This window comes from Methylobacterium sp. ME121 (assembly GCF_000974725.1).
Lineage (GTDB): Bacteria > Pseudomonadota > Alphaproteobacteria > Rhizobiales > Beijerinckiaceae > Methylobacterium > Methylobacterium radiotolerans.
Map to the genome: position 1 here is coordinate 25,556 of NZ_BBUX01000033.1, position 12,779 is coordinate 38,334.

Below are 12,779 nucleotides of genomic sequence, written 5' to 3' on the forward strand. Positions count from 1 at the left end.
TCGCTCCGCCCGGCCGGGAGACGGCCGGGCGGCGGGCCGCCCGGTCTCAGAGGATCGGCCGCGGGACCGCGTCCCGCGCCCGGTCGGCCGGGCCGCCCTCGGCCGGCGCGACGCCCGCCTCCAGGCTCTCCAGGCTCTGGCTGCGCGGCTCGACGCCGAACGCCGCGACCGCCACGATCTGCAGGGCGAGCAGCCCGATCATCAGGCCGGTCACGCCCGCGATGCCGTAGGCCTCGAACAGGGTCACGACCAGGAAGGGCGTCACGATGGTCGCCCCGCGCCCGACCGTGTTGCACAGGCCCGAGGCCCGCAGGCGCACCTCGGTCGGGAACAGCTCGGGGATGTAGATCCCGAACAGCAGGGCCACCAGCACGTAGATCGGCACCGTCAGCCCGAACCCGACCAGCGGCAGCAGCACCGGGTCGAGGGTCATCGGGTAGAGGATCCCGAACAGGATGGCCGTCGCCGAGGCGCCGACGATCGTCGGCTTGCGACCCCAGCGGTCGGCGGTCAGGGCGCCGATGGCGCTGCCCACCGGCGCGCCGAGCCCCATCAGCAGCGCGTAGCCGAAGGAGGTCGCCACCGAGAGTCCCTGCCGGATGAAGAAGGTCGGCAGCCAGGTCACGAAGCCGTACAGCAGGGTGTTGATCACCACGAGGCACAGGCAGCCCAGCAGCAGCCGCGACAGCAGCGGCGGCCGGAACAGGGCGGCGAGCCCGAGCTGCGTGACCGGCGCCATCGCGGCGGCGGGCGGCAGGGGCGCGCCGCGGGCGGCCTCGGCCTCGATCGCGCGCATCAGCGCCTCGGCCTCGGCGTGGCGCCCCACGGCCTCGAGCCAGCGCGGCGATTCCGGCAGGCTCTTGCGGGCGTACCAGACGGCGAGCGCCCCGAGACCGCCCAGCGCGAACATCGCGCGCCATCCGAAGGCCGGGATGATCAGGTAGCCGATCAGGGAGGCGGCCGGCAGGCCCGTGACGACGAACACTGCCATGAGGCCGAGGAAGCGCCCGCGCGAGCGCGCCGGCACGAACTCGGTCATGGTCGAGTAGCCCACGACGTTCTCGGCCCCGAGCCCGACGCCCATGATGAAGCGGAGCACGATCAGCACCGTCATGTTGGGCGCGAAGGCCGCCCCGAGCGCGGCCAGCCCGAAGACCAGCAGGTTGGCCTGGTAGGTGAAGCGCCGCCCGTAGCGGTCGCCGAAGAAGCCCGTCAGGAACGAGCCCGCCATCATGCCCACGAAGGTGGCCGAGACGAACCACGCGTTCTGCGGCAGGGTCGAGAAGCCGCTCTTCAGCGTCGCGCCGAGCACGGTGGCGGCGATGTAGATGTCGAACCCGTCGAAGAACATGCCGATCCCGATCAGCCACATGATGCGGCGGTGGAACGGCCCGATCGGCAGGCGGTCGAGGCGGCCTCCGGCGTTGACCGCCGGGCTCACGGCTTCGGACATGGGGCGTTTCCTTCCTCGGGTTCGGGGCCGGCGCGGAAGGGGTCCGTCTGGCGCGGACCTCGTATCCCCCGCGCCGTAGGTCGTCAGTTCAGGCGGCGCTGGCCGGCCGTGTCGCGGTACCAGTCGAAGGGCCCGTCGCCGGTCGCGACCATCACGCTCTTCACGTCGAAATGGTCGTTGAAGCTCTCGATGCCGCACTCGCGGCCGAGGCCGCTGTCGCCGACCCCGCCCCAGGGCGAGGCCGGGTCGAGGCGGTGGTGGTCGTTGATCCAGACGATGCCGGCCTTGACCGCGTGCGCCACCCGGTGGGCCCGGGCGACGTCGCGGGTGCGCACGGCCGCGGCGAGGCCGAACGGCGAGTCGTTGGCCAGCCGGAGCGCGTCGGCCTCGTCCTCGAAGCGGGTGACGCTGGTGAAGGGCCCGAACACCTCCTCCTGGAAGATGCGCATGTCGGCGGTGACGTCGGCGAACACGGTGGGCTCCACGTAGTAGCCGCCCTCGAAGCCCGGCACCCGGGCCGCCCGCCCGCCCGCGACGGCGCGGGCACCCGCGTCGCGGCCGTAGCCGGCATAGGCCAGCACCCGCTCGCGCTGGCGCTCGGAGATGACCGGGCCGAGCTGGGTCGCCGGGTCGAAGGGGTCGCCGAGGCGGATCGCGGCGGTCTTGGCGGCGAGCCGCTCCACGAACTCGTCGTAGATCGAGGCCTGGACGAGGTGGCGGCTGCCGCAGACGCAGGTCTGGCCGGCGCCGATGAAGGCGCCGAAGGCCGCGTAGTTCACCGCCCGCTCGACGTCGAAGTCGTCGAACACCATCACGGGGGTCTTGCCGCCGAGTTCCATGGTCTGGTGGGCGAAGACCTTCGCGGCCGCCGAGCCGGCGATCCGGCCGGCCTCGGTGCCGCCGGTGAGCACGAGCTTGTTGATGTCGCGGTGCTCGGCCAGCGCCTTGCCGGTGGAGGCGCCGAGCCCCAGCACGATGTTGAACACGCCCGGCGGCAGGCCGGCCTCGGTGAAGATCTGCGCGAGCTTCAGGGTCGTGAGCGGCGTGTACTCGGAGGGCTTGACCACCGTGGTGCAGCCGGTGGCGAGCACGACCGCCAGCGACTTGCACAGGATCATCAGCGGGTGGTTGAACGGCGTGCAGTTCGCCACCACGCCGATCGGGGTGCGGCGGGTGTAGTTGAGGTAGTTGCCCTCCACGGGGATCACGTCGTCGCGCCGCGCCAGCGCCACGCCCGCGAAGTAGCGGAAGAAGTCCGGCAGCCGCGAGAGCTGGGCCCGGGTCTCGTTGACCGGCCGGCCGTTGTTGGTGGTCTCCAGCCGGTAGAGCGTGTCGAGACTGGCCTCGAACGCGTCGGCGAGCCGGTTCACCAGCCGGGCGCGCGCCCGGATGTCCATCCCGCCCCACTCCCGGCCCTCGAAGGCGGCGCGGGCCGAGCGCATCGCCCGGTCGACGTCGGCCGGCCCCGAATTCGGGATGCGGGCGATGACCGCGCCGGTGGCCGGGTTGCGCACGTCGATCAGCGTGCCGTCCCCGGCCTCGACCTCGCGCCCGTCGATGAAGTTGCCCCGGGTCTCGACCGTCGGTTCCGGCGCGTGCAGGGTCATGGCGTCTCTCCCGTGTCGGGCCCGCTGTCGGGCCCGTGTCGTGTTCGACCGCGTCCCTCGGCTCCGCGCCGGGCGCGGCCTCGTTCAGAGGACGATCGCGCTGCGCTCCAGGGCGGTCAGGATGCGGCGCTCGGCCTGGGCGACGTGCGCGCGCACGAGGCGCCGCGCGCCGCGCCCGTCGCGCCGTTGCACGGCGTCGATGATGGCGGCGTGCTCGTCCACCAGCTGCGCCGGATCGCGCCCGCGGATGCCGTCGAGGCTGACGCGCACCAGCCGGTCGGCCTGCTCGACGAGGTCGCGCACGGTCGCGGCCATGCGGCGGTTTCCCGACGCCTCGGCGAGGGCGATGTGGAACGCGCGGTTCTCCGCGATGAAGTCGGCGCCGTCCGCGACGGTGCGGAACGCGTCGAGGGACGCCACGACGGAATCGGGCGCGCCGGCGGCGGCCTCGGCCGCGCAGGCCGGCTCCAGGGCGAGGCGCATGCGCAGCAGATCGCGGGCGTCGGCCACCGAAATCGCGTTGATCTGATATCCCTGGCGGGCGTGAACCGTGACGAGGCGCTCGCGCTCCAGGCGCAGCAGTGCCTCCCGGACCGGCTGCCGGCTCACGGCGTAGCGCTGGGCCAGCTCCTGCTCGCGCACCTCGGCGCCGGGACGCAGGATGCAGGCCAGGATGTCGGCGCGGATCGCCGCGTAGATGTTGTCTCGGAGCAGCACGCGCAGCCTCGTTCGGTCGACACATGCTGCCATCCGTGAAATATCACGTCAACCGGATTGCGAGCGAACGCGTCGGATGCGACAGCGTCGTGGAGCCGCCGGCAGAGGCGGCGGGGGAGGTCTCGGATGCAGGCGATGTTCGCGGATGGCCAGGTCGCGGTGACCGCGTGCGGCGAGGGCCCGCCCCTCGTCCTGCTGCACTCGCTGCTCGCCGACCGGACGAGCTTCGACCGGGTCACCCCGGCGCTCGGCCGCGACTTCCGGCTCCTCCTCCCCGACCTGCCCGGATTCGGCGCCTCCGCGCCCGCCCCGGGCGGCCTCGAGGCCGTCGCCGACCGGGTCGGCGCGGCCTTGCGCGCGGCGACCGGGGGCCGGCCGGCGGCCGGGCTGGGCAACGGCTACGGCGGCTTCGTGCTGCTGCTCTGCGCCCTGCGCCACCCCGACCTCTTCGACCGGCTCGTCTTCGCCGATTGCGGCGCCTGCTTCCCGGAGCCCGGCCGGGCCGCGTTCCGCGGCATGGCCGGGGCGGCGGCCGAGAAGGGGCTCGCGGCGATCGCCGACACGGCCATGCGCCGCCTGTTCGCGCCCGCGTTCCAGGCCGCGCACCCGGACCTAATGGCCGAGCGCCGGGCCGCCTTCCTGCGCACGGACGTCGACGTGTTCCGGGCCGCCTGCGCGGCCCTGGCCGGCCTCGACCTGCGCGCCCGCCTCTCCGAGATCCGCGCGCCGGCGCTGGTGCTCGTCGGGGAGGAGGACGAGGCGACCCCGCCGGCCATGGCGCGCGAGCTCGCGGCCGGCCTGCCGGACGCGCGGTTCGTGACGCTGCCGGACTGCGCCCACGTCCCGCAGCTCCAGGCCCCCGAGATGTTCGCCAGCGAGGTCCTGGCGTTTCTCCGGCCGGGCGCCGCCTGACCGGGCGCGCGGAACGGTGCTAGGTTCGGCCGCTCCGGCGGGGTCGGTGGTCCCGATCCGCGCGGCCGCGACGGCGCGCCATCCAGCGAGACGGACATGAAGACATTTTTCGTGCAGATCAAATGCGAGATCGGCAAGACTTACGCCGTGTCCGACGCGCTCGTCGCGATGGAGATCGCGTCGGAGATCTACTCCACGGCCGGGCGCTTCGACATCATGGCCAAGTTCCACGTGGACAACGGCGTCGATATCGGGCTGTTCGTGAACGACTTCCTCCTGCGCCTGGACGGCGTGAAGGATTCCGAGACGATCATCGCCTTCAAGGCCTTCCACTGACGCGCCCGACCGGGACCGGCGCCCGGAAGCCCCGCGCCGCGGACGTCCGGGGCGGCCCGGCTCAGCGGACGCGCGACGGGTCGATCACCAGGAAGTACTCGCACGCCTCCGTGCCGACGTTGGTGAAGGCGTGCCCGGCATCGGCCTCGAAATACAGGCTGTCGCCGGTCTCCATGATGACCGCGCGCTCGCCGATCACCGCCCGCAGGCGGCCGCGCAGGACGTAGATGTACTCGGACACGCCGCGGCGATGGGCGGTGAACTCGCCGGTGCTGGCGCCCGGCGGCAGCGTGTTGAGCACCCAGTCGATGCCGCGCCCGGGCAGGACCGGCGAGATGCAGCGCCGCAGGTAGCCGGACGCCTCGTCGCGCAGGATCGGCTGGCGGCTCGCCGGGATCAGCAGGATCTCGCGCTCCGTCGCGGGCGCCATCAGCCGCGAGAAGGTGACGCCGAGCGCCTCCGCGAGGCGGGACAGCACCACCGTCGACGGCACGGCCTCGGAGCGCTCGATCTTCGAGATCATCGAGCGGCTGACCCCCGAGCGCGCCGCCAGCGTCTCCAGCGACAGGCCCTGCTCCCTGCGGCGCCGCCGGATCTCCTCGGCGATGTGGATCTGCGGGGACGTCTCCGTCGCTGCCGGGTCCGCCCCGATGATCGTCCTCGCCGTCATGCCCCGTCATCCGCGCCCGCGACCGGCCCGCGCGACCGGGGCGCGGCACCGAGAGAGTCGCCCCCGCCTAACGCAGGGGCGGCCGAATTGCACCTTGCGCCGCACTGCGCGCCGCACTGCGCGCCGGGTCGGCCGCCGGGCCGCTGCGCGCCGGGCTGGCACGCCGCTTGCCTCCACAAGAATGGATTTTCATCCATCACAGTGGAGGATGTGCCGTGGCCGATACCGCGTTGCCCCTTGAGGCGTCCCCGGCTCTCGAGGCCGGCCCGGTGCCGGTCGCCGACCGGCGCCAGATCGTCTGGTCGAGCGTCATCGGCACGACGGTCGAGTGGTACGACTTCCTGATCTACGGAACGGCCACGGCGCTCGTGTTCAACAAGCTGTTCTTCCCGAGCTTCGACCCGCTGGTCGGCACCATCGCGGCGTTCGGCTCCTACGCGGTGGGCTTCCTGGCGCGCCCCCTCGGCGGCGTCATCTTCGGGCATTTCGGCGACAAGATCGGCCGCAAGGCGATGCTCTCGCTGACCATCATCATCATGGGCCTCGGCACGTTCCTGATCGGGTGCCTGCCGACCTACGCGCAGATCGGCCTGTGGGCCCCGATCCTGCTCGTGGCGCTGCGCCTGGTCCAGGGCATCGGGATCGGCGGCGAGTGGGGCGGCGCGGTCCTGATGGTGGTCGAGAGCGTCCCGGCGGAGCGGCGCGGCTTCTTCGGCAGCATCGTCCAGCTCGGCTACCCCCTCGGCGTCATCGCGTCGATCGGGGCCTTCGCGCTGTGCGGCTTCCTGCCGGAGGCGGACTTCCTCGCCTGGGGCTGGCGGATCCCGTTCCTGGCCAGCGCGCTGCTGGTCGGCCTCGGGCTGTTCATCCGCCTGCGGCTGCACGAGACGCCGGCCTTCCAGCGGGTGAAGCGGCAATCCGCGGTGGCGCGCCTGCCGGTCATGGAGATCCTCACCGAGCACCCGCGCACCTTCCTGAAGGCCGTGGGCCTCAAGGTCTCGGAGATCGCCTACGTCAGCGTCGTGACCGTGTTCTCGATCTCCTACGTGACCGGCCAGCTCGGGCTGTCGCGCAGCATCATCCTGAACGGGATCCTGGTGGCGGCGGTGATCGAGCTCTTCACCCTGCCGGCCTTCGGCTGGCTGTCGGACCGCTACGGCCGCCGGACGCTGTTCGTCGCCGCCTGCCTGTTCTCGATCGCCTTCGCGTTCCCGCTGTTCACCCTCCTCGACACGCGCGACCCGATGGTCATCACGCTGACCGTCGCGGTGGCGCTGAGCTTCGGCCAGGGGATCATGTTCGGCACCGGCGCCGCCTGGATGTCCGAGCTGTTCGACGCGCGCCTGCGCTACAGCGGCGCCTCGCTGGGCTTCCAGGTGGGCGCGGCCCTGAGCGGGGGCTTCACGCCCCTGATCGCCGCGGCCCTGCTGGGCTGGAGCTCCGGCGCGACTTGGCCGATCTCGGTCTACCTGATCGCCCTCGCCTGCATCACGCTGACCGCCACGCTCCTCGCCCCGGAAACGGCGCGGAAGCCGATCGACTGACCGGTCGGCCGGCCGTCCCGAAGGCGCTCGGACGCTTCCCATAGAGTGGATTATCGTCCACTATCTGAAACAACCCTGCGAGAGACTGACCGCATGACGAAGCACACCATCCGCACCGAGAAGGCCGCCCCGGCAGTCGGGCCCTACGCCCAGGGAATCCGGGCCGGCGGGCTGGTCTTCGCCTCCGGACAGCTGCCGATCGATCCCGCCACCGGCGCGTTCCCGGAGGGGGTCGAGGCGCAGACCCGGCGCTCCCTCGCCAACCTCGCCGCCGTGCTCGAGGCGGGCGGAGCCAGCCTCGCGAGCGTCGTGAAGACGACGGTGTTCCTCAAGGACATGAACGAGTTCGCCGCGATGAACGCGGTCTACGCCGAGCACTTCCCGGGCGAGGCGCCGGCCCGCTCCACCGTCGAGGTCGCGCGCCTGCCGCGCGACGCCCGGGTCGAGATCGAGGCGATCGCGCTTGCCACGGAGGCCGCATGACCAGCGAGACGGCACCCCGCATGGTCGAGGCGTTCGCGCACGCGGCGGGATCGGCCGCCGTTCGGGTTCCGGGCGGCGCCACCGGCTGGGTTGGCACCCTGACCCACATCCACATCGCCCCCGCGGCGAGCTTCGAGATGGAGGCGCTGTCCGAGGCCGTGTGCGTGGCCGGCCGCGGGATCGAGGGCGACCGCTACTTCCTCGGCACCGGCACCTACTCGCCCAAGCCCGACGTGCGCGAGGTCACGCTGATCGAGCAGGAGGCCCTCGACGCCCTCAACCGCAACGACCCGCCGCTGCAGGAGGGGCCGCTGCGCCTCCTGCCGGGGGATCATCGGCGCAATCTCACGGTGCGCGGCGTGCCGCTCAACCACTTGGTCGGCCGGCGCTTCCGGGTCGGCGCCGTGATCCTGCGGGGTGGGCGCCTCAACTTCCCCTGCCGTTATCTCGAGGAGCTTCTCGGGATGCCGGTCTACCTGCCGCTCTACAATCGCTCGGGCCTGAACTGCGGGATCGAGAGCGGCGGCGTGATCCGGCCCGGCGACGCGATCGAGCTGCTGGACTGACGGAGCTGCGCGCGATGACGGCCCGCCTGATCATGAAGCTGCGCGTCGCCGAGGCGGTCGCGACGACGCCGGAGGTGCTGCACCTCAGCCTCGTCCATCCCGCGCGCCCGGAACTCCCCGCCTGGACGGCCGGCGCCCACGTCGACCTGCGCCTGCCGGATGGTCGGGTCCGGCAGTACTCGCTGTGCGGCGACCCGGCCGACCGGGGCCGTTACGAGATCGCGATCAAGCGGGAGCCGGTCGGCCGGGGCGGCTCGGCCTGGGCACACGACACGCTCGCGCCGGGCGCGTTCGCCCACGTCTCCGCGCCCCGCAACAACTTCCCCCTCGAGCCCGACGCCCGCCGCCACCTGCTCGTGGCCGGCGGGATCGGGGTGACGCCCCTGCTCGCCATGGCGCGCGCGCTCTCCGCGTCGGGGGCCGAGTACGCGTTCCATCTCTGCGCCCCCTCCCCCGGGCAGGCGCCGCTGCTGGCGGAGGTGCGGACGGTCTGCGGGCCGCGCCTCAGCTGCTGGTTCGGGTCCGAGGGGCGGCGCCTCGATCCCGGCGCCCTCGGCCCGGCCGAGGCCGGGACGCACGTCTACGCCTGCGGGCCGCGGCGCCTCATGGACGCGGTGCAGACGGGCCTGGTCGCGCGGGGCTGGCCCGTCGAGCGGGTGCACAGCGAGCATTTCGAGCCGCTGCGCGACGAGGGCTTCGTGCCGGAGCCGTTCGAGGCGCGCATCGCCTCCACCGGCCAGGTGCTCCACGTCCCCGCCGACCGGTCCCTGCTCACCGTCCTGCGCCGCGCGGGGTTCGACCTGCCGTCCTCCTGCGAGCTCGGCGTCTGCGGCTCCTGCGAGTGCGGCTATCGCGACGGCACGGTCATCCACCGCGACGCGGTGCTGCCGCTCACCAAGCGCCGGAGCCGCATGATGGCTTGCGTCTCGCGCGCGCGGGACGCCGTGACACTCGACCTCTGACCACGGGATCCGCGAAAGGGCATTATCAGACGTACCGCCTCGCGCGGGCGCCCTTCCAGGCTCGGACCGGGCCGCGCGGGTCCAGATCACGGGCCCGTCCACCTGCCGGAGCGGCGTCTCCGGCCGACCGCTTCGCCGCACGGCCCGCTCCAGCCTGGAGACTGCGCCGGTTTGGTGGCTGCGCCAGCGCGCCGCACGATTCGGATCAGCGAACCTCGCGCGGCGGATGGCGATGCCGCTCGGGCTGGGTTAGCCCGCCTCGATCGTGCCATCGCCGTGGGGCAGTCCCCAGCCCGCCAAGAGGAGGTCGTGAGAATGAGCCGATCCACGCTGTCCATCAGCGCCGGTCTGGCGGTGGCCGCAGTCGTCCTGGCGGGCCTCTGGGTTTCCTACGGACCCCGTCCTCACGCGAGCCGCGACAGGCAAGCGTCCACGACGATACCCGTGTCCAAGCAGGACCGATCCGGGATCGATCCCCAGGGAGAGAGCATCCGCTCCGTGTATCCGGGGCCGAGTTCCGGATCTGCCCAGCGCGTCGCCCCGGCGCCGCGGACCGGGGCGGCGGCCCCCCCGCCGTCCTCGGCGGCAATCTCGGCGGCTATCCCGGCAGTACCGCCGGATGCTCCGACCGCGGGCGGGGCGGCGGCGAGGCCGATGCCGCCGCAGCCGGCCGACAGCGCGTCCGGCTCGGGCCAGCCGCCGGCCTCTCCGGGTCAGGGCGTCGACCTCAACACGGCGTCCGTCGAGGAGTTGAACGCCCTCGGGGCCGGCATGATCGGACGCAGGATCATCGCGTTCCGGCCCTACGCGTCCCCTGAGGATCTCGTGACCCGGCGTGTCCTGAAGAAGGCCGATTACGAGGCGATCAAGGCTGCCGTCGCGGTGCGGCAGACCGATGCCGCGGGCGCCGGCCGCCCGGATTGAGCGTCGCGATCCTCGGGACAGAGCTTGGCTCCGCCGAGCCGTCAGGAGTGAGCCCTCCAGGGGACGCGCGTTCTTCGCCCTGAATGCGCGTCCGGCGGCGGTGCCGAGCCGCGCCGGACTACACGCGCCGCGACGGCGCGGCCTGCTTACCGGCGAGCCGTTTGCCGAGCCGCTCGATGTCGACGATCATCCGCTCGTGCGTCCCGGCCCCGATCTGCTCCGTCTCGTCCCAGGCCGCGACGCGGAACTGGATCTGGCGTCCGGCGACGCCGACGACCTCGGCCTCTGCCCGGACGCGGTGGCCGACCGGCGTCGCCGCCATGTGGGTCACGTCCACCTTCGTTCCGACGGCGCTCTCACCGGGATCGAGGTATTGGCGAACGGCGTTCAGCGCCGCGTTCTCCATGATCAGGACCATCATCGGCGTGGCGAAGACCGGCGGCAGGATGTTGTCCTTGAACTGGCTGGCCAGATGTGACGGCCCGACCAGCATGGCGAAGCTCCCCTTCGCACCCAACGGGATGTCCTGCATGCGCGCGCTCCAGATCCGTTTCAGCCCGACCACCGATAGGTAGGGCCGCGCGACCGCGTCCGGCCAGCCTCGGGCCTTCGCCGCACGCAGCCCTCCCCTCCCCTGCCCCCCTCGACCCGCCAAGGGATCGCCAAGGGATCGCCAAGGGATCGCCAAGGGATCGCCAAGGGATCGCCAAGGGATCACCGTAGCACCGCGGAGCGCGCCCGGTCAGCGCCGGCGGCGGGGCTGGCCGGCCGCCTCCAGGATGAGGTCCGCGATGTCCGGAGCGCGCGAGATCAGCGACAGGTGGCTCGCCTTGAGCTCGACGGTCCGCGCGTTCATGCGCTTGGCCATGAACCGTTCGAGGTCCGGGTCGATGGTCCGATCCTCGGTCGACACCGCGTAGAAGCTCGGCTTCGAGCGCCAGGCCGCGTGGGTGGTCCGTCCCGTCAACAGGGCCTTGCGGAACGGCTGCTGGACCGCGAACAGCACCCGGGCCTTCTCGGCCGGCAGATCGCCCGCGAAATCCCGCAGGAACGCTGCCTCGCTCAGGCGCCCCTCGTCACCGTCGAACACGATTCCGGCCGCGGCGGGCGGTGTCGGGTAGGTCCTGGCCAGCGCCGCGTAGTCCTCGTTCGCGTCCGGCGCCCGGGCCGCGACGTAGACCAGGGCCGAGACCTTCGGGTCGATACCGGCCTCGGTCACGATCATGCCGGAGAATGAGTGACCGACCAGCACGGTCGGCCCTTCCTGCCGTGCCAGCACGCGCTGCGCCGCGGCCACCGCCTCCTCGAAGGTGGTCAGCGGGTTCTGCACGGAGGTGACGGTGAGGCCGGCCGCCTGCAGGTGCGGGATCACCTCGGACCAGCACGACCCGTCGGCGAACAGCCCGTGCACCAGCACGACGTTGCGCGCCCGCGGCGGGTCCTGGGCCTCGGCCGCGCCGGAAAGCAGCGCGGCCGCCGCGCTGGCGGCGAGCGCGCGGTTCAGCGTTCTGCGCGTCATCATGGGGGCCTCCGTCTGGACGCGTCGGTGCGGGACGTCCCGTCCCCGTTCGCCGTCGGCGCGGGAAGGATACACCCGGTGACCGGCGAGGCGCACTTCTCGGCGCGGGCCCCGGCGCGCTCTGCCGGGCGGACGGCAACCGGTCGGGCGGGCCGGGTCTCAGGCGGGTGCGAGCGTCACGACGACAAGGAGCGGTGCGCCGCGCGCAGGTAGCGCCGGTCGATGTAGCGGTCCGCCTCCGAATGACGGCGGTTCGGCAACGCGCGGATCAGCGCGCTGACCTCGATCAGGGCCTGGACCGCGGCCGTGCTCGCGTCGCCGTCGCGGGGGAAGATCGCTTCGTCCGTGTAGGTCTGCCACGCCCTGGCGAGGTAGGCGGGCGCCACGCCGGTCTCGATCGCCGCGACGCGGGTCGCGGTGTCCGGATCCCGGTAGAACAGCGCGTGGGCGCGCACGAACGCCCGCAGGAAGCGCGTGAGGATCGCCGCGTTCTCCGCGGCCCAGCGCGCGTCGACGTTCAGGGACGTGAACTGGAAGTCCGGAACGTCCGCGCGGGGGTCGCACACGACGCTGAAACCCGCGTCGATCGCGACGGCGTCGAGCGGGGCCCCCTGCAGGCCGGCGTCGATCGCGCCGCTCTGGAGCAGCTCCCAGCGCGCCAGGATGGGTCCGACGGCCCGCAACGCGTAGTCGCCGGGATAGGTGAGCCCGCGGGCGGCGAGCAGCTTCATCACCAGGGACGAGCTGCCTGCCTCCAGGGACGAGACGCCGATCACCTTGCCGCGCAGGCCCGACACGTCCCGGATCTCCGGGCGGGCGATCAGGGAGAACGGCAGCTTGTTGACGTTGCCGCCCACGATCGTGAGGTGGCCCCCGGCCTCCCGGTCGAGGACGACGTGCTCGGTGATGCCGTAGGCGAGGTCGACCCGCCCGTCGCGCAACCGCTCGGTCACGGCATCGACGCCCTCGTGGAGCTCGATCGCCACGGTGAGGCCCTCCTCGGCGAACAGGCCGGCGTGCTGCGCGATCCAGACCGGGAGGTTGAAGTAGTTCCGCGACACGGCCGCGAAGGTGAGCCCGGTCATC

Annotated in this window: 14 protein-coding genes; 7 read left to right on the plus strand and 7 right to left on the minus strand. The window is 72.7% G+C overall.

The annotated features are described in order from the left end of the window. Nucleotides 1-46 precede the first annotated feature (46 nt). From ME121_RS19480 to ME121_RS19490, 3 genes are all read right to left on the minus strand, one after another. Entirely contained in the window at nt 47-1,453 is a 1,407-nt protein-coding gene (locus tag ME121_RS19480) for an MFS transporter (protein WP_043342480.1), read from the minus strand. An 83-nt stretch (nt 1,454-1,536) separates the two neighbouring features. After that, nucleotides 1,537-3,060 carry an aldehyde dehydrogenase gene (locus tag ME121_RS19485; RefSeq protein WP_012329669.1) on the minus strand — a complete coding sequence of 508 codons (1,524 nt, stop codon included), beginning with the start codon at nt 3,058-3,060 and terminating at the stop codon, nt 1,537-1,539. Nucleotides 3,061-3,144: 84 nt separating this feature from the next. Next, nucleotides 3,145-3,777 carry a GntR family transcriptional regulator gene (locus ME121_RS19490; protein WP_059409471.1) on the minus strand — a complete coding sequence of 211 codons (633 nt, stop codon included), beginning with the start codon at nt 3,775-3,777 and terminating at the stop codon, nt 3,145-3,147. A 126-nt stretch (nt 3,778-3,903) separates the two neighbouring features. On the opposite strand from ME121_RS19490, the gene ME121_RS19495 reads away from it, so the two are divergent. Then, on the plus strand, nt 3,904-4,689 hold the full coding sequence (locus tag ME121_RS19495; protein ID WP_012329667.1) for an alpha/beta fold hydrolase: 786 nt from the start codon (nt 3,904-3,906) through the stop codon (nt 4,687-4,689). Between the two features lie 96 nt (nt 4,690-4,785). Next, nucleotides 4,786-5,025: an Lrp/AsnC ligand binding domain-containing protein gene (locus ME121_RS19500; RefSeq protein WP_012329666.1), complete on the plus strand. Its 240-nt coding sequence runs from the start codon at nt 4,786-4,788 to the stop codon at nt 5,023-5,025. Nucleotides 5,026-5,086: 61 nt separating this feature from the next. Here the strand turns inward: ME121_RS19500 and ME121_RS19505 are convergent, their stop codons facing one another. Beyond that, complete coding sequence (locus ME121_RS19505) at nt 5,087-5,695, minus strand: helix-turn-helix domain-containing protein (RefSeq protein WP_012329665.1); 609 nt, start codon at nt 5,693-5,695, stop codon at nt 5,087-5,089. Between the two features lie 215 nt (nt 5,696-5,910). Here ME121_RS19505 and ME121_RS19510 point away from each other — a divergent pair, with 215 nt between their 5' ends. The 5 genes from ME121_RS19510 to ME121_RS33840 all read left to right on the plus strand — a co-directional run bounded on the left by ME121_RS19510 (nt 5,911) and on the right by ME121_RS33840 (nt 10,174). Then, nucleotides 5,911-7,239: an MFS transporter gene (locus ME121_RS19510; protein ID WP_024827310.1), complete on the plus strand. Its 1,329-nt coding sequence runs from the start codon at nt 5,911-5,913 to the stop codon at nt 7,237-7,239. 93 nt (nt 7,240-7,332) lie between these two features. Beyond that, nucleotides 7,333-7,722 carry a RidA family protein gene (locus ME121_RS19515; protein WP_024827311.1) on the plus strand — a complete coding sequence of 130 codons (390 nt, stop codon included), beginning with the start codon at nt 7,333-7,335 and terminating at the stop codon, nt 7,720-7,722. Next, nucleotides 7,719-8,288 (plus strand): MOSC domain-containing protein, encoded by a 570-nt coding sequence (locus tag ME121_RS19520; RefSeq protein WP_012329662.1) that lies wholly within the window; start codon nt 7,719-7,721, stop codon nt 8,286-8,288. The genes ME121_RS19515 and ME121_RS19520 overlap by 4 nt, the downstream gene beginning before the upstream one ends. Before the next feature lie 14 nt (nt 8,289-8,302). Next, complete coding sequence (locus ME121_RS19525; protein WP_058606882.1) at nt 8,303-9,250, plus strand: PDR/VanB family oxidoreductase; 948 nt, start codon at nt 8,303-8,305, stop codon at nt 9,248-9,250. Nucleotides 9,251-9,904: 654 nt separating this feature from the next. Next, a complete protein-coding gene (locus tag ME121_RS33840; protein WP_234742334.1) occupies nt 9,905-10,174 on the plus strand; it encodes a helix-hairpin-helix domain-containing protein in 270 nt (89 codons plus the stop codon). Nucleotides 10,175-10,292: 118 nt separating this feature from the next. Here ME121_RS33840 and ME121_RS19535 read toward each other — a convergent pair whose 3' ends face one another. The 3 genes from ME121_RS19535 to ME121_RS19545 form a co-directional block, all read right to left on the minus strand. After that, on the minus strand, nt 10,293-10,706 hold the full coding sequence (locus ME121_RS19535; protein ID WP_012329659.1) for a thioesterase family protein: 414 nt from the start codon (nt 10,704-10,706) through the stop codon (nt 10,293-10,295). A 210-nt stretch (nt 10,707-10,916) separates the two neighbouring features. Beyond that, nucleotides 10,917-11,696, minus strand: a complete 780-nt coding sequence (locus tag ME121_RS19540) for an alpha/beta fold hydrolase (protein ID WP_043074698.1) — start codon at nt 11,694-11,696, stop codon at nt 10,917-10,919. Between the two features lie 173 nt (nt 11,697-11,869). Further along, nucleotides 11,870-12,778 (minus strand): ABC transporter substrate-binding protein, encoded by a 909-nt coding sequence (locus tag ME121_RS19545; RefSeq protein ID WP_012329657.1) that lies wholly within the window; start codon nt 12,776-12,778, stop codon nt 11,870-11,872. Between the last annotated feature and the right edge of the window lies 1 nt (nt 12,779).

What these genes read in the sequence shown, in the direction of transcription:
- ME121_RS19480 (WP_043342480.1), bottom strand. Translation starts at nt 1,453, where the DNA reads ATGTCCGAAGCCGTGAGCCCGGCGGTCAACGCCGGAGGCCGCCTCGAC.
- ME121_RS19485 (WP_012329669.1), bottom strand. Translation starts at nt 3,060, where the DNA reads ATGACCCTGCACGCGCCGGAACCGACGGTCGAGACCCGGGGCAACTTC.
- ME121_RS19495 (WP_012329667.1), top strand. Translation starts at nt 3,904, where the DNA reads ATGCAGGCGATGTTCGCGGATGGCCAGGTCGCGGTGACCGCGTGCGGC.
- ME121_RS19500 (WP_012329666.1), top strand. Translation starts at nt 4,786, where the DNA reads ATGAAGACATTTTTCGTGCAGATCAAATGCGAGATCGGCAAGACTTAC.
- ME121_RS19505 (WP_012329665.1), bottom strand. Translation starts at nt 5,695, where the DNA reads ATGACGGCGAGGACGATCATCGGGGCGGACCCGGCAGCGACGGAGACG.
- ME121_RS19515 (WP_024827311.1), top strand. Translation starts at nt 7,333, where the DNA reads ATGACGAAGCACACCATCCGCACCGAGAAGGCCGCCCCGGCAGTCGGG.
- ME121_RS19520 (WP_012329662.1), top strand. Translation starts at nt 7,719, where the DNA reads ATGACCAGCGAGACGGCACCCCGCATGGTCGAGGCGTTCGCGCACGCG.
- ME121_RS19525 (WP_058606882.1), top strand. Translation starts at nt 8,303, where the DNA reads ATGACGGCCCGCCTGATCATGAAGCTGCGCGTCGCCGAGGCGGTCGCG.
- ME121_RS33840 (WP_234742334.1), top strand. Translation starts at nt 9,905, where the DNA reads ATGCCGCCGCAGCCGGCCGACAGCGCGTCCGGCTCGGGCCAGCCGCCG.
- ME121_RS19535 (WP_012329659.1), bottom strand. Translation starts at nt 10,706, where the DNA reads ATGCAGGACATCCCGTTGGGTGCGAAGGGGAGCTTCGCCATGCTGGTC.
- ME121_RS19540 (WP_043074698.1), bottom strand. Translation starts at nt 11,696, where the DNA reads ATGATGACGCGCAGAACGCTGAACCGCGCGCTCGCCGCCAGCGCGGCG.
- ME121_RS19545 (WP_012329657.1), bottom strand. Translation starts at nt 12,778, where the DNA reads ATGACCGGGCTCACCTTCGCGGCCGTGTCGCGGAACTACTTCAACCTC.